This is a genomic window from Aeromonas sp. JL9 (assembly GCF_024436075.1).
Taxonomy (GTDB): Bacteria; Pseudomonadota; Gammaproteobacteria; order Enterobacterales; family Aeromonadaceae; genus Aeromonas; species Aeromonas veronii.
This window is the reverse complement of the sequence record NZ_JANFNV010000001.1, coordinates 75840-91239: the sequence shown is the minus strand read 5'-3', so window position 1 is coordinate 91239 and position 15400 is coordinate 75840. Positions and strand designations below refer to the sequence as shown.

The following is a 15400-nucleotide window of genomic DNA, read 5'->3' as shown; positions in this document are numbered from 1 at the left end:
TAAATCGTGGCTACTGACCAAAACGGCGATCTGCTGATAAACGATGAGGGCACCGCCGCCCTCGATGAAAATGAGCAGAAGAGTTCGGCGCTGGGCTTCCTGTCCAACACCGATGTGCTGCGGCAAATCACCCTGATCCTGGGGCTTGCCATCTGTCTGGCCATTGCGGTGTTTATCCTGCTGTGGGGCAAGGAGCCGGACATGCGTCCCCTCGGCACCTACACCACCCAGGAGCTGGTGAAGACTCTCGACTTCCTCGATCAGCAGAAGATCCCCTACGAGGTGGATGGCAAGAGCGTGCTGGTCAACGCCGAAAGTTACCCCACTATCCAGTTGGCCCTGACCCGTGCCGGTCTTGCCAATGCCACCGATAGCAACATCGGTGGTGAAGATATCCTGCTGAAAGATTCCAGTTTCGGCGTCAGCCAGCGGATGGAGAGTGAACGTCTGAAGCTGAGCCGCGAGCGCCAGCTGGCGAGCGCCATCGAGCAGTTCCAGAATGTGGCCAAGGCCCAGGTGCTGCTGGCCATTCCGAAAGACAACGTGTTTGCCCGCAACGAACGCAAACCCAGTGCCACCGTGGTGCTCAACCTGAAAGGGGCTGCGCTGGGGCAGGGGGAGGTGGACTCCATCGTCGATATGGTGGCTTCCGCCGTACATGGCCTTGAGCCGACCCGCGTCACCGTCACCGACCAGAATGGCCGCCTGCTCAACTCCGGCTCGCAAGACCCGATCTCTGCCCAGACTCGCAAAGAGTTTGCCATGCAGCAGAAGCAGGAGCTGGAGTACAAACAAAAAATTGACGCCATCCTGATCCCGGTGCTGGGGGCCGACAACTATACGGCGGAAGTGGATCTCTCCCTCGACTTCTCCCAGCAGGAGCAGACCCGCAAGACTTACAACCCTGACTTGCCTGCAGTGCGCTCCGAGATGACCATGGAAGAGAACAGCGCCAGCGGCAGCAATGGTGGGGTGCCCGGCGCCCTCTCCAACCAGCCCCCTGCCGCCTCCAATATTCCCGAGGAGGCGACCGGTGGTGATGGTGCCAGCGCTGCCGCTTCGGGCCGTTCCCGCAAAGAGGCGACTCGCAACTTCGAGCTGGATACCACCGTCAGCCATACCCGTCGCCAGATGGGAGGCATTCGCCGCATGACTGTTTCGGTTGCAGTGGATTACAAAGCGGTGCCCGGTGCCGACGGGGCTGTGACCCGTGAGGCGCGCACCCAGGCAGAACTCGATACATTGCGTCGTTTGCTGAGCGGTGGCCTTGGCTTTGATGTGACCCGTGGTGATACCCTTGAGGTGGTCGCGATTCCGTTCAATCGCCCAGAGCTGGATACCGTGGCCGAAGTGCCGCTCTACGATCAGCCCTGGTTCTGGCGTGCGGTGCGGATTGCCGCCTCGGTACTGGTGATCATCGTCTTGATCGTCACCGTGGTTCGCCCCATGCTCAAGCGACTGCTCTACCCGGATGCCAAACCGGAAGGGGAAGTGGATTTCGACAACCACACCGTACTGGGTGGCGACGACGAGTTGAGTCTGCTGTCAGCGCAAGTCGAGAACGATCAGGTATTTGGTGTCCGCGATGGTCAGCTGAAACTGCCGGATCTGCACCGTGATGAAGACTTGCTCAAGGCGGTACGTGCGCTGGTGGCGAACGAGCCGGATCTGGCCGCTCAGGTCATTAAAGAATGGGTAACGAACAAAGATGCCTGAAGAAAAGAAGAGTCAAGTCACCGGCAATGACATCACCGACAGTCAGCGCCAGATCCTCGACCAGATGTCGGGGATGGAGATGGCTGCGGTGCTGATGTTGAGCCTCAATGAAGAGGATGCTGCCCAGATCTTCCGTCATCTCGAGCCCAAGCAGGTGCAGCGGCTCGGTATGTCGATGGCTTCCATGTCTGACTTCAGTCACGATCGGGTGGCGGCGGTGCACCGTCAATTCATCGACGATATCCAGAAGTACACCAACATCGGTATCGGCAGCGAAGACTTCGTGCGCAAGGCGTTGGTGGCGGCCCTTGGCGAGGACAAGGCGAGCAACCTGGTGGACCAGATCATTCTCGGTTCCGGCGCCCGCGGCCTCGATTCGCTCAAGTGGATGGATGCCCGTCAGGTGGCCAGCATCATCCAGAACGAACACCCCCAGATCCAGACCATCGTGCTCTCCTATCTGGAGCCGGAGCAGTCCGCCGAGATCCTGAGCCAGTTCCCGGAGCAGGTGCGCCTCGATCTGGTGATGCGTATCGCCAACCTCGAAGAGGTACAACCGGCGGCACTGCAAGAGTTGAACGACATCATGGAGAAACAGTTCGCCGGTGCGGCCGGTGCCCAGGCAGCCAAGATGGGCGGCCTGAAGGCAGCCGCCAACATCATGAACTACCTGGATACCAATATCGAAGGCCAGCTGATGGACTCCATCCGCGAGTCGGACGAAGAGATGAGCCAGCAGATCCAGGATTTGATGTTCGTGTTCGAGAACCTTATCGATGTGGACGATCGCGGCATCCAGACCATGCTGCGGGAAGTGCCGGGGGATCTGCTGCAACGCGCCCTCAAGGGCTCCGACGATCAGATGCGCGAGAAGATCTTCAAGAACATGTCCAAACGGGCGGCCGAAATGCTGGCGGACGATCTGGAGGCCATGGGGCCGATCCGGGTCTCCGAAGTGGAAGCGGCCCAGAAAGAGATCCTCTCCATCGCCCGTCGTCTGGCGGATGCTGGCGAAATCATGCTGGGTGCCGGTGGCGGCGAGGAGTTCCTCTAAGCCATGGCCCATAAACCGAATTGCGATGCCAAACCCGCATCAGGCAGTGGTGAGGAGCCGCGCAAAGCATGAACAACAAACTGCGTGGGTATGTGCGCCCCGAGGGCGATGATGCCCGGGTTGAGACCTGGGGCTGGCCCGAGATGGAGGTCGAGGTAGAGGCGGGAGCGCCTACCAATGCCCTTGGCCTGGCCCCTGACTGGTATCAGCAGGAAGAGGAGGTGGTGGAGCCGGAGCCCGAACAGGAGCCGGCCCCCAGCATCACCGCCGAAGAGCTTGAAGCGATCCGTCAGGCTGCCTGGGAAGAGGGGATGGCCGAGGGGCGCGAGTCCGGTTATGCCAAGGGGATGGAAGAGGGCAAGCTGGAAGGATTGCAACAGGGCCACTCTGCCGGTCTCGAACAGGGGCGCGAGGAGGGGCTGGCTATGGGGCGCGAGCTGGTGGAGCAGGAGATCGCCCACTGGCAGGGGCTCGCCGCCCGCCTTGCCAATCCGCTTAACGAGCTGGATCAGGCGGTGGAGCAGCAGTTGGTCTCGCTGGTGATGCAACTGGCTCGTGCGCTTATTCGTCACGAAGCGGAGACCTCTCCTCGCATTTTGCTGGAGGCGCTTAAAGAGGGGCTGGCCTTGCTGCCTGCCGCCGAGCAGGGGGTGACTCTGATGTTGCATCCCGACGATATCGCGCGAATCGAACAGGCATTTGGCGCCGACGAGTGCGCCAAGCGCCACTGGCGATTGCAAAGCGATCCCACCCTCTCCCCCGGCGATCTGCAACTGGCTACCGAGCTCTCCAGCATCGATTTGACCCTCTCCGGTCGCATCGATCAGTTGCTGCGCAACTTCTTGCGGGACAATGCGTCGCAGAAACCGGCTTCGCAGGACTCACGCCCATAACCGATGCCGGACGTTGCTGTCCGGCTGCACTTTTTAGCTCTCAGGAGGCCAGATGAGCGGCTCGCTACTGAACCGGTTGCAAGGGTACAAGGTACGCGACAGCGCCCCCAAACCGCCGGTCGCCGGTAAATTGACCCGGGTGGTGGGGCTGACCCTCGAAGCCATCGGCTGCCGCGCCGCCATCGGTGCCCTCTGCCGCATCGATACCCTTGATGGGACGCTGGAGGCTGAAGTGGTCGGTTTTTCTGGCGATCGCCTCTATCTGATGCCGAGCGAGCAGCTCAAGGGGGTGATCCCCGGTGCCCGGGTGGTGCCCATCACCGAAGAGCACGGCATTCTGGTCGGCATGAACCTGCTAGGTCGAGTCATCGACGGCATCGGCCAGCCACTCGATGGCCTCGGCCCCATTCTCTCCTCCCAGACCGTGCAGTTTGCCCAGCACCGCATCAACCCGCTCTCTCGCCGCCCGATCCATCAGCCGATGGACGTGGGGGTGCGCGCCATCAACGCCGTGCTGACGGTGGGGCAGGGCCAGCGGATGGGGTTGTTTGCCGGTTCCGGTGTTGGCAAATCGGTGCTGCTTGGCATGATGACTCGCGGCTCGGTGGCGGATGTGGTGGTGGTCGGCCTCATCGGTGAACGGGGCCGGGAAGTGAAAGAGTTTATCGAAGACATTCTGGGAGAGGAAGGGCGTGCCCGCTCCGTGGTGGTGGCGGCTCCCGCCGATGCCTCGCCGCTGATGCGGCTCAAGGGGTGTGAAACGGCGCTCGCCATTGCAGAATATTTCCGCGATCAGGGGCTTAATGTGCTGCTCTTGATGGACTCCCTCACCCGTTACGCCCAGGCCCAGCGTGAGATCGCGCTGGCGGTGGGCGAGCCGCCGGCGACCAAGGGTTATCCGCCCTCGGTATTTGCCAAATTACCGGCGCTGGTGGAGCGGGCGGGTAACGGCAGTGACGGCCAGGGCTCCATCACGGCATTCTTCACCGTCCTGACCGAGGGGGATGACCTGCAAGATCCCATTGCCGATGCGGCGCGGGCGATCCTCGATGGCCACATAGTGCTGTCACGCGAGCTGGCCGATGCGGGCCACTATCCGGCTATCGATATCGAGAAGTCCATCAGCCGGGTCATGCCCATGGTCACTTCGCCGGAACATATGGATCTGGCGCGCACCCTCAAGCAGTTCTACTCCCTCTATCAGCAGAACCGGGATCTCATCACCATCGGTGCCTACAGTCAGGGTTCCGATCCGCGCATCGACCGTGCCATCATTCAAAAACCCTATCTGGATCAGTTCTTGCAACAGGGGATGCGCGAGGTCATTCACTACGATGATGGCCTGCAAGCCTTGCAGATGGTGGCGATGCCATTGATGCGCTGATGATGGTCGGTAACAGAGAGGTCGACGATGAGTAAAGGGTTGGTATTGTTGGCCGATCGGCTGGTGGAGGCGGAGCAGCAGTGTGCGCTGGCGCTGGTGAAGGCGCAGCAGGATCTCAAGCTGTTCATGGATCAGCAAAATGCCCTCAACCAGTACCGCCAGATCTATCACCAGCAGTGGACCGATCGCGGTCTGCAGGGGATTTCGCCCCAGCAAAATACCCAGTATCACGCCTTTATCAACAAGCTCGAACAGGCAGCGACCCAGCAGTACGAAGGGGTGTTGCAGGTGCGTCAGGCGCTGGAACAGCGTCGTGAAGAGTGGCTGGCGGCCCAGCAGCGGCGCAAGGCGGTGGAGCTGTTGCTGGAGAAGCAGGCGAGCCGCGAGCAGCAGAAAGCCCAGCGTCAGGAGCAGAAGATGCTGGATGAGTACGCCATGTTGCGACGCTTTCATCAATCTGGCCTGTAACTTGCTTTGATATGGACATTGTCGGCGGCCATCTCTTTGGGGGCCACCAGAATTCAGGGATCCCATCATGATGCAGACACTGTTGACACAAACGCCTTCGGCTCCGGCCAACGGGTTGGACAAAGCGCCTCTGAGCGGTTCCGTCGAGAGCAAAAGCATCGATGGTGGAACAGGCAGCGACAGCAAGGGGGATTTCGCCACCCTGATTGCCAAGGCCCGGAACAGCGAACAGGGCGCCGCCGAGGCCACTCCGGGCGGTAACCATGTCCGCTCAGCCAAATCTTTGGCGACCGAGAGCGCCTCTCCCAAAGAGGAGACCGGCAAGGAGCAGGATCCTGACGCCGACAACAAGGTGGAGGAGGTCCCTGCCACCGACTTTCTGCTGCGCCTGCAAGACTCCCTCAAGCTCGACACCTCGCTAGTGACACCCCAGCTGGCGGTGGCGGCCCAACAGAGCGCCACTGCGGTAGACGGCAATCCGTTGCCGCAAGAGGGTGAGCTGGAGGGGATTGCGCTTGATGAAAGCGAGCAGACCCCAGCCGCAGCCAGGATTGCCCAACAGCTTGCTGGTCAGACCGGGGCGCAGTCGCCGCTGGCGACGACCGCCAACTCGACTCTTGATACCACGGTATCGTCCTCTGCGGCGCGAGTGGTGACGCAGGGCGATGCCTCTTCAGCCGTTCTCTCCTCTGAAGGTGAAGATGCCGCCACCACTGCGGATGGGCAGACCGGGGAGAAAGCCTCTGCCAAGGGCGAAACCCTCGGAGCAGATGGCAAGCACACCAAGCCCCTCACGGGGGCAGAGCGGATGGCCCAGCTGGCCAAGGTGCTGCCGGTCGATGAGTCGGCAAGCACCGCCAAATCCGCTGAGTCACTCGCTGCAAAAGAGGCTGGCGACAGCAAATCCGATCTCGCCGCCAGCAATGCTTTGACTAACAAGGGGCAGGCGACGCAAGCTGCGACTCAGGGGGCTGCGCTCAAGGCCTTCAGCGAGGGGCTTTCAGCTACCGTAGAGGGGCATGATGGTCATAAAAGTGCGGGCAATAGCAGGGCTAAGGGGAATCAGATTGACGAATTGCTTACCGTTAAACAGGAAGAGCTATTAACAGAAAAAGAGAGGGGCGACAGCAAATCCGATCTCGCCGCCAGCAATGCTTTGACTAACAAGGGGCAGGCGACGCAAGCCGCGACTCAGGGGGCTGCGCTCAAGGCCTTCAATGAGGGGCTCAAGCAGCCTGAGGCGGGCGCTGCAACCACTTCAGCAGCTGCGGATGGAAGTGGGGTAGCTGGCAAGGGGGCAGAAAAGAGTGCCGCCGAGGGTAGCCAGCAGCCAGCCACCGCCGCCAATCAAGGTTCGGCGCCCGTGAGGACGGCGCAGAGTGCCGCAGAAAGTGCCGCAGCCCAGAGCAGCGTAACGGCAAATGCGACGGCTCAGAGCGATAGTGCTGCCGCCCCCGTGATGGTGGCGCCGCAGCAGGTGTTGGCACAGGCTGAATCTCAGGGGCCGCAAGCGCCGTTGTCGACCATTTCAGCCGGCATCAAACAGATGGAAGTGACCGGCACCGACGAGGTACGCAAAGCGGTTTCGCTTGAGGTAAAACCGAAGGCCGGTGAGGCGGAGAAGAGCCTGGTTGCGACGACATCGAGCGGCGAGAGCAGCCCGAGCCAGACCGTTCAGCATGGCCAGAACAGCCAGACTCAGCCACAGGTGGCCGATAGCCGGGCGCCCGCTGCTGAGACGACGTTGCGCCGTGAGCCGCAGAATTTACCCCATTTGAAACTGGCCAGTCAGGAAGCGCCTGCCGAATTGCACCAGAAGGTCAATGTGATGCTGGCCGAAAAACTGCAACAGGCGGAAATTCAGCTCGACCCCCTCGGCCTTGGCAAGATGAAGATCCAGATCCAGATGGGGTCAGACAGCCAGGCCAACGTCCATTTTGTGGTACAACATGGCCAGACCCGCGAGATGCTGGAGCAGGCGATGCCCCGGCTGCGTGACATGCTGGCAGGGCAGGGGATCCAGCTTGGTCAGACGCAGGTGCAGCAGCAGTCGCAACAACAGCAGCAACAGGGCCAGCCCACCTTTAACGGGCAGGGGCAGCAAGGTCAGAGTAGTGGTCAGCAGCGGTCCGGTAACGGGCTGGTTGAAGGGGAACTCACCACTTCCAACCCCAGTTTGCTGGTGGAATCGACAAACGGTTCCGGAATTGATTTCTATGCTTGATGCAATCCCGAGTAAGTTTATGATATCGAACAAGTTTGAGACTAGGGTGGACAAGGGATGGCTGACGATAACGAGTTGACGCTAAAAGACCCGGCTGCGGGCAAGAAAAAGAAGCTGATCATTATCATTGCCCTGGCGGTAATTTTGCTGGGCGGTGGTGGTGTTGGCGCCTTCCTGATGCTCTCCGGCTCCGATAAACCGCCCGCTGAAGCGGCGGAAGGTGCCGAGGCCGCACCCAAGGTGGAAGCGCCTAAACCTTCCCTCTATGTCGGTATGCCGCGCCCATTTGTCTTCAACGTCGCCGGTGCCCAGCGAGATCGACTGGTGCAGATCAAGATCCAGCTGATGGTGCGCGGTACCGCCGACGAGACGCTGGCCAAACAGAATATCCCCCTGATTGAAGGCACCTTGCTGCGGGTATTCAGCGCAGCCAGTGCCGAACAGCTGATGACCTTTGAAGGCAAGGAGAAGCTGCGCAAGGATTCACTGGAAGAGTGCCGTCGGGTGCTCAAGGACCTGGTCTCTTCCCCCGTTATCGAACAAGTGCTGTTTACCGGCTTTGTAATGCAGTAGGTGAAGCGTGAGCGATCTGTTAAGTCAGGACGAAATTGATGCCCTCTTGCACGGTGTCGATGATGTCGAAGAGGAAGAGATAGGCGGCGCTGGAGACCCCGGCGTAGCCCAGTTTGACTTCTCCTCCCAAGACCGCATCGTCCGTGGTCGCATGCCGACGCTGGAGCTGGTGAATGAGCGTTTCGCCCGCCATATGCGGATCAGTCTGTTCAACATGATGCGTCGTACCGCTGAGGTCTCGATCAACGGCGTGCAGATGCTCAAGTTTGGCGAGTATGTTCATACCCTGTTTGTGCCGACCAGTCTCAACATGGTGCGGTTCCGCCCGCTCAAGGGGACGGCGCTCATCACCATGGAGGCCAGACTGGTCTTCATCCTGGTAGAGAACTTCTTCGGTGGCGATGGCCGTTATCACGCCAAGATTGAAGGGCGCGAGTTCACGCCGACCGAACGGCGCATTATCCAGATGCTGCTCAAACTGGTGTTTGAGGATTACAAGGATGCCTGGGCGCCGGTGATGGATGTGGGGTTCGAGTATCTCGACTCCGAAGTGAACCCAGCGATGGCCAACATCGTCAGCCCGACCGAGGTGATCGTGGTCAGCTCGTTTCACATCGAGCTTGATGGTGGCGGCGGCGACTTCCACGTGGCGATGCCTTATTCCATGCTGGAACCGATCCGCGAGCTGCTGGATGCCGGTGTGCAGAGTGACAAGGGGGATACCGACGTACGTTGGAGCAAGGCGCTGCGTGATGAGATCATGGACGTCAAGGTGGAGCTGCGGGCCAAGCTGCTGGAGACCGAACTCACCCTGCGTGAACTGATGGAGCTGCGACCCGGCGATATCATTCCGGTCGATATGCCGGAAAATCTGCTGGTTTTTGTGGAGGACTTGCCCACTTTCCACGCCAAGATGGGCCGCACCAAGGATAATGTGGCGCTCAAGATCACCGACAAGCTCAAACGTCCGGAAGGGGTCAAGACGGAGATGCATCTGGTGACCCGGGGCGGGGTACGAATTGATGGCGAGGCCGAGCTGGAAGAGCTCGAGCGCAGTATCGAAGATCAACAGCGATAATTGACGGTTTATTACGGTAAACGGTCACGAAGTAGCATAAGGAAACAAGATGAGCGGAACTGAGGAAGAGGATCTGATGGCTGATGCCTGGGCTGCGGCTCTGGAGGAGCAGGTGACGGCGGAAGCCAAGCCAGCCCCGCTGGAAGAGTTGAAAGATGATGCCCCTATCAGTGCCGAGGAGCGTCGCAAGCTCGACACCATTCTCGATATTCCGGTCACTATCGCCATGGAGGTGGGCCGCAGCCAGATCAGCATCCGCAACCTGTTGCAGCTGAACCAGGGCTCGGTGGTGGAGCTGGATCGTGTTGCAGGCGAGCCGCTGGATGTATTGGTCAACGGTACCCTGATCGCTCACGGCGAGGTGGTGGTGGTGAACGACAAGTTCGGTATCCGCCTGACCGACGTCATCAGCCAGATTGAACGGATCAAGAAGCTTAAATGATGCGCCTCCTGTTGTTATTGATGCCTGTTCCGGCCTTTGCCGAGACAGCGGCATCTGCCAACGTGCCTAGTCTGAGCTCCTGGTTGCTCTCCAGTCTGATGGTGATTGGTCTCATTCTGGTGCTGGGCTTTCTGCTCAAGAAGAGCAAGCTGGCAACCGCCATGGGGGGCGGCCAGATGCGGGTCATCGCCTCGTTGCCGGTGGGTTACAAAGAGAAGCTGCTGGTGGTCAAGGTGGGCGAACAGCAACTGCTGGTCGGCGTAACACCGCAGCAGGTCAACTTTCTCTACCGGCTGGAGGAGCCGCTGGACGAAAACCAGCCGCAGGCGTTTTCCCAGCAGCTTGGCAAATTGATGGGCAAGCATGAAAAAAGCTAACGGCTTATGGCTGAAAACGGGGCTGTTGGTCAGCCTGCTGATACCACTGTTTTACTCCTGGCCTGCGCTTGCACAGGACGCCATGTCGGCGGTGACCGTCAAGACCATGGGGGATGGCTCTCAGGAGTACAGCCTGACCCTGCAAGTGCTGGCGCTGATGACCGCGCTCTCCTTCTTGCCGGCCATGGTGATCATGATGACCTCGTTTACCCGCATCATTGTTGTGTTGGGTATCTTGCGCCAGGCGATAGGTCTGCAACAGAGTCCCTCCAACCAGGTGTTGATCGGCATCGCCCTGTTCATGTCGTTCTTCATCATGTCGCCGGTGCTGGATCGCATCAATGATGAGGCGTTGCAGCCCTATCTGGCCGAAACCATTCAGGCAAAGGAGGCGCTGGAGCGGGCCGAGTTGCCCATCCACCAGTTCATGCTGGCCCAGACCCGGATCAAGGATCTCAATACCTTTATGGAGATCGCCAACGTGCAGGTGGAGAAACCTGCCGATGTACCGCTACGGGTGCTGATCCCTGCGTTTGTCACCAGCGAGCTGAAAACCGCTTTCCAGATTGGTTTTATGCTGTTCTTACCGTTCCTGGTCATCGATCTGGTGGTCGCCAGTATTCTGATGGCGATGGGGATGATGATGCTCTCGCCGATGATCGTCTCGCTGCCCTTCAAGCTGATGCTGTTTGTGATGGTGGATGGCTGGAACCTCATTCTGGGGTCGTTGGCCAGCAGTTTCGGACTGGGTGCCGGTTAGCCGGTCGAGCGCAAGGAGCCCAAACATGAGTCCTGAAACCTTTGTCGACGTCTTTCGCGAGGCGCTCTGGCTGGTCAATATCATGGTCAGCGCCGTGATCCTGCCCAGCCTCGCTATCGGCCTGGTGGTAGCCATTTTTCAGGCGGCCACCTCCATCAACGAACAGACCCTGAGCTTTCTGCCCCGTCTCATCGTGACACTGTTTGCGCTTGGCGCGGGCGCTCACTGGGGTCTGCAGAGTCTGATGGACTTCTTTGTACTGATGGTGAATCAAATCCCCGAGGTGGTGGGATGACCTACACAACCGCTCTGATCATGGAGTGGTTGTCTTCCATCCTCTGGCCGCTGGCGCGGGTGAGCAGTCTGCTGATGGTGATGGCGGTGTTCGGCAGCCGTCTCGCTCCTGCGCGGGTACGGATGGGGCTGGCTTTGGCCATCACCTTTCTCATTGCCCCGCTGCTCCCGAAAATGCCTCCTATCGAGCTATTCTCTGCCGGCAGTTTTCTGGTATTGGGCCAGCAACTGCTGATCGGAATTGCCCTCGGCCTGATGACCCAGTTTCTGATGGAGAGCTTCGTGATGGCCGGTCAGGTCATCGCCATGCAGACCAGTCTGGGTTTTGCCACCCTGGTGGACCCTATGAATGGCCAGTCGGCCCCCGTGGTGGGGCAGTTTTATCTGATGCTGGCGACCCTGGTGTTTCTGGCGCTGGATGGTCATCTGGTGATGCTGCGGTTGGTCATTCTTAGTTTCGAGACACTGCCTGTCTCCGAGCACGGCCTTTCGGTTTCGTCCATGAAAACCCTGAGTGCGTTTCTGGGGGTGATGTATCAGGCTGCTTTGGTGATGTCGCTCTCAGCCATCGTCGCCTTGCTCTTAATCAACTTCGCCTTTGGTGTCATGACCCGGGCGGCGCCGCAACTCAACATTTTCAGTATCGGTTTTGCGGTCAGCATGATGTCGGGTCTGCTCATCCTCTGGCTCACTATCGGTGGGTTCCTCGGTCACTTCGACATCATGTGGGAGCGGGTGCAGGAGGTCAGCTGCGAGTTGATCAACACCCAGTGCTTCGGGGGCGCTCATGGCTGATACCGACCAGGAACGTACCGAACAACCCACGGGCAAACGACTGCAACAGGCCCGTGAAAAAGGGCAGATTGCACGTTCAAAAGAGTTGGGAACCGCCAGCGTTTTGCTCTCGGCGGTATTTGGCCTGCTGATGCTCAAGGGCTCGCTGGCGACCGCCATGATCAAGGTAGTCACCATGGGCTTTACCCTGGATCGGGAGCAGGCTTTCGATCCCAATGCCATGATCGCCATGGTGCCGGCGCTGCTGGGGGAACTGGTGCTTCCGCTGGGACTCTTGTTTGCGCTGGTGGCGATTGCCGCTTTTATTGGCAACACCCTGATGGGGGGAATGAACTTCTCCACCGAAGCCATGATGCCCAAGATGAGCAAGCTGAGTCCACTCAGCGGCCTCAAGCGCATGTTCGGGGTGCAGTCGCTGATCGAGCTGGTCAAATCCATCGCCAAGGTGGTGTTCATCACCCTGTTTGCCTGGTGGATGCTATCCAGCCAGTTCAATCACCTGCTCAATCTCTCAATGGAGGGATTTCCCGGCGGCATTATCGATGCGCTGGAGTTGTTTCTCTGGATGCTTATCATCCTCTGCTGCGCCCTGCTTCCCATCGTAGCCATCGACGTGCCGTTCCAGCAGTGGAACCACATGCGTCAGCTCAAGATGACCAAACAGGAGGTCAAGGACGAGTTCAAGGACAGCGAAGGCAAGCCCGAGGTAAAGGGCAAGATCCGTCAGTTGCAGATGCAGATGGCGATGCGCCGGATGATGGGGGATGTACCCAAGGCCGATGTGGTGATCACCAACCCGACCCACTACTCGGTAGCGCTCAAGTATGATGCGGGCAAACCCGGTGCCGCGCCCAAGGTCGTGGCCAAAGGAACAGATGAAATTGCAATGAAGATCAGGGAGATCGCCAGAGAGTACGAGATCCCCATCATGCCGTCACCAGCCTTGACCCGGGCCATTTACCACTCAACCGAGCTGGGCCACGAGATCCCGGAAGGGCTGTTTGCGGCGGTTGCCCAGGTGCTCGCCTATGTCTTCCAGCTCAAGAAATTCCGTCGTGGTCAGGGGCGTCGTCCCCAGCCGCTGGCTAAAGATCTACCCATTCCGACCGAATATCGAAAATGACAAAGTTCTGACGTAGTCAAAATAAATCCATTGCATTTCAATGTCTTGTATTGTTGGCTTGATGTTTGCTTTAATCTGGCACCAGCAGGTTGAAATTGAGAAGCGCGATGGAATTCAAGGCAGTATTGGGCCAGTTCAAAGAGTACCGGGGAGTATTGGGCAAAGGCCTTGGTACCCCTCTGCTGGTATTGGCCGCGCTCGGCATGGTGGTGTTACCCATCCCGCCGCTGATGCTGGATGTGCTCTTCTCCTTTAACATTGCCCTCTCCATCGTGGTGCTGCTGGTATCCGTCTATACCCGCCGCCCCCTCGAATTTGCTGCCTTCCCGACCGTACTGCTGCTCGCTACCTTGCTGCGGTTGGCGTTGAACGTCGCCTCGACCCGGGTGGTGTTGCTGGAAGGTCACAATGGCAGTGCGGCGGCCGGCCATGTGATCGAGGCGTTCGGTAACGTGGTGATCGGCGGCAACTATGCGGTCGGCATCATCGTTTTCACCATCCTGATGATCATCAACTTTGTGGTGATCACCAAGGGTGCCGGGCGGATCGCGGAAGTGAGTGCTCGTTTTACCCTTGATGCGATGCCGGGCAAACAGATGGCCATCGATGCCGATTTGAACGCCGGTCTCATCAATCAGGAAGAGGCGAAGAAGCGTCGTCAGGATGTAACCCAGGAAGCCGACTTCTACGGCTCCATGGATGGTGCCTCCAAGTTTGTCAAAGGGGATGCCATTGCGGGCATCATGATCCTCTTTATCAACATCATCGGCGGCTTCATCATCGGGATGATGCAGCACCAGCTGACCTTCAGCGAATCGGCCGAGATCTATACCCTGTTGGCAATCGGTGACGGTCTGGTGGCGCAGATCCCCTCCCTGCTGCTCTCAATTGCAGCCGCCATCATAGTGACCCGTCAGAATACCGATCAGGATATGGGAACCGCGGTGCTGGGTCAGCTGTTTGACAATCCCAAGGCGCTGATCATCTCTGCCGGGATTCTACTGATGATGGGACTGGTGCCGGGGATGCCGCATTTTGCCTTCCTGAGTCTGGGGGCTCTTGCCGCCGCTGGCGCCTGGTGGTTGCTGCGCCGCGAGAAACTGGCGGCCGCCAAAGCGGCCAAGGGTGAGTTGCTGCCGGCCACTGCCGAACAACCTCATGAGCAGAAAGAGCTGAGCTGGGACGATGTGATGCCGGTGGACATCATCGGGCTTGAAGTGGGTTATCAACTGATCCCGCTGGTGGATCGCAATCAGGGGGGCGAACTGCTCAACCGGATCAAAGGGGTGCGCAAGAAACTCTCGCAAGAGCTGGGCTTTCTGGTCCCGGCCGTCCACATTCGCGACAACCTGGATCTGGCGCCAAACCAATACCGCATCACCTTGATGGGGGTCAGTACCGGCGAGGCCAATGTCTACCATGATAAGGAGATGGCCATCAATCCGGGGCAGGTGTTCGGCCAGATCCAGGGGATAGCGACCCGGGATCCCGCCTTCGGGCTGGAAGCGGTCTGGGTTGCCAAGGAGATGGTCTCTCAGGCACAGACGCTGGGGTATACGGTAGTGGATACCGCGACCGTGGTGGCTACCCATCTGAGCCAGATCCTGACCAACCATGCGGCTCTGTTGCTGGGTCATGACGAGGTACAACAGCTGCTCGACATGATTGGCAAACATCAGAGCAAGCTGGTCGAAGGGCTGGTGCCGGAAGTGATCAGCATGGGTAACCTTGTGAAGGTATTGCAGAATTTGCTCAATGAAGGCGTGCCAATCCGCGATATGCGCACTATCCTGCAGACCCTGGTTGAATACGCGCCGCGCAGTCCGGATCCGGAAGTGCTAACGGCCGCTTGCCGGATTGCCCTGCGTCGCCTGATTGTGCAGGAGATTGCAGGCCCGGATCCCGAGTTGCCGGTGATTACCTTGGCGCCGGAATTGGAACGTATATTGCATCAATCCTTGCAGGCAGGTGGTGGTGATGGTGCCGGTATTGAACCGGGTCTGGCTGAGCGGATGCAGCGTTCGCTGGTGGAAGCCACTCAACGACAAGAATTGGAAGGCCAACCGGCCGTGCTTCTGACATCGGGGATCTTGCGCAATACCCTGGCGAAATTTGTCAAGAATGCCATTCCTGGATTGCGCGTTCTGTCTTATCAGGAAGTGCCCGACGACAAGCAGATCCGCATCGTCAGTGCGGTAGGGCAGAACTAGTTAGCGGAG

At 59.1% G+C, this 15400-nt stretch carries 15 protein-coding genes; all 15 read left to right on the top strand.

Translation table 11 applies throughout. The features are described from left to right. Positions 1 to 6: 6 nt before the first annotated feature. The 15 genes from fliF to flhA all read left to right on the top strand — a co-directional run bounded on the left by fliF (position 7) and on the right by flhA (position 15391). Positions 7 to 1716, top strand: a complete 1710-nt coding sequence (fliF, locus tag NOM06_RS00470; protein WP_005334750.1) for a flagellar basal-body MS-ring/collar protein FliF — start codon at positions 7 to 9, stop codon at positions 1714 to 1716. After that, entirely contained in the window at positions 1709 to 2770 is a 1062-nt protein-coding gene (fliG, locus tag NOM06_RS00465; RefSeq protein ID WP_005334749.1) for a flagellar motor switch protein FliG, read from the top strand. The genes fliF and fliG overlap by 8 nt, the downstream gene beginning before the upstream one ends. A gap of 68 nt (positions 2771 to 2838) precedes the next feature. Then, positions 2839 to 3663, top strand: a complete 825-nt coding sequence (gene fliH / locus NOM06_RS00460) for a flagellar assembly protein FliH (protein WP_255909107.1) — start codon at positions 2839 to 2841, stop codon at positions 3661 to 3663. 52 nt (positions 3664 to 3715) lie between these two features. Continuing rightward, complete coding sequence (fliI, locus tag NOM06_RS00455) at positions 3716 to 5047, top strand: flagellar protein export ATPase FliI (protein WP_255909105.1); 1332 nt, start codon at positions 3716 to 3718, stop codon at positions 5045 to 5047. 27 nt (positions 5048 to 5074) lie between these two features. After that, positions 5075 to 5515 (top strand): flagellar export protein FliJ, encoded by a 441-nt coding sequence (gene fliJ, locus NOM06_RS00450; protein WP_005334746.1) that lies wholly within the window; start codon positions 5075 to 5077, stop codon positions 5513 to 5515. Between the two features lie 67 nt (positions 5516 to 5582). Further along, positions 5583 to 7739, top strand: coding sequence for a flagellar hook-length control protein FliK (locus tag NOM06_RS00445; protein WP_255909102.1), 2157 nt, complete (start codon positions 5583 to 5585; stop codon positions 7737 to 7739). 57 nt (positions 7740 to 7796) lie between these two features. Continuing rightward, complete coding sequence (fliL, locus tag NOM06_RS00440) at positions 7797 to 8312, top strand: flagellar basal body-associated protein FliL (protein WP_255909099.1); 516 nt, start codon at positions 7797 to 7799, stop codon at positions 8310 to 8312. Between the two features lie 7 nt (positions 8313 to 8319). Continuing rightward, positions 8320 to 9390 carry a flagellar motor switch protein FliM gene (fliM, locus tag NOM06_RS00435; protein ID WP_005334736.1) on the top strand — a complete coding sequence of 357 codons (1071 nt, stop codon included), beginning with the start codon at positions 8320 to 8322 and terminating at the stop codon, positions 9388 to 9390. 49 nt (positions 9391 to 9439) lie between these two features. Beyond that, positions 9440 to 9832 (top strand): flagellar motor switch protein FliN, encoded by a 393-nt coding sequence (gene fliN, locus NOM06_RS00430; RefSeq protein WP_005298791.1) that lies wholly within the window; start codon positions 9440 to 9442, stop codon positions 9830 to 9832. Beyond that, positions 9829 to 10209 carry a flagellar biosynthetic protein FliO gene (fliO, locus tag NOM06_RS00425; RefSeq protein ID WP_064340919.1) on the top strand — a complete coding sequence of 127 codons (381 nt, stop codon included), beginning with the start codon at positions 9829 to 9831 and terminating at the stop codon, positions 10207 to 10209. The genes fliN and fliO overlap by 4 nt, the downstream gene beginning before the upstream one ends. After that, complete coding sequence (gene fliP, locus NOM06_RS00420; protein ID WP_255909097.1) at positions 10196 to 10969, top strand: flagellar type III secretion system pore protein FliP; 774 nt, start codon at positions 10196 to 10198, stop codon at positions 10967 to 10969. Before fliO ends, fliP begins: the two co-directional genes overlap by 14 nt. A 25-nt stretch (positions 10970 to 10994) precedes the next feature. After that, on the top strand, positions 10995 to 11264 hold the full coding sequence (gene fliQ, locus NOM06_RS00415) for a flagellar biosynthesis protein FliQ (RefSeq protein ID WP_040065332.1): 270 nt from the start codon (positions 10995 to 10997) through the stop codon (positions 11262 to 11264). Next, entirely contained in the window at positions 11261 to 12058 is a 798-nt protein-coding gene (gene fliR, locus NOM06_RS00410) for a flagellar biosynthetic protein FliR (protein WP_005353677.1), read from the top strand. The genes fliQ and fliR overlap by 4 nt, the downstream gene beginning before the upstream one ends. Beyond that, positions 12051 to 13181: a flagellar biosynthesis protein FlhB gene (gene flhB / locus NOM06_RS00405; RefSeq protein ID WP_005334720.1), complete on the top strand. Its 1131-nt coding sequence runs from the start codon at positions 12051 to 12053 to the stop codon at positions 13179 to 13181. The genes fliR and flhB overlap by 8 nt, the downstream gene beginning before the upstream one ends. A gap of 107 nt (positions 13182 to 13288) precedes the next feature. Further along, positions 13289 to 15391, top strand: coding sequence for a flagellar biosynthesis protein FlhA (gene flhA, locus NOM06_RS00400; protein WP_005353675.1), 2103 nt, complete (start codon positions 13289 to 13291; stop codon positions 15389 to 15391). The last annotated feature ends 9 nt before the right edge of the window (positions 15392 to 15400 follow it).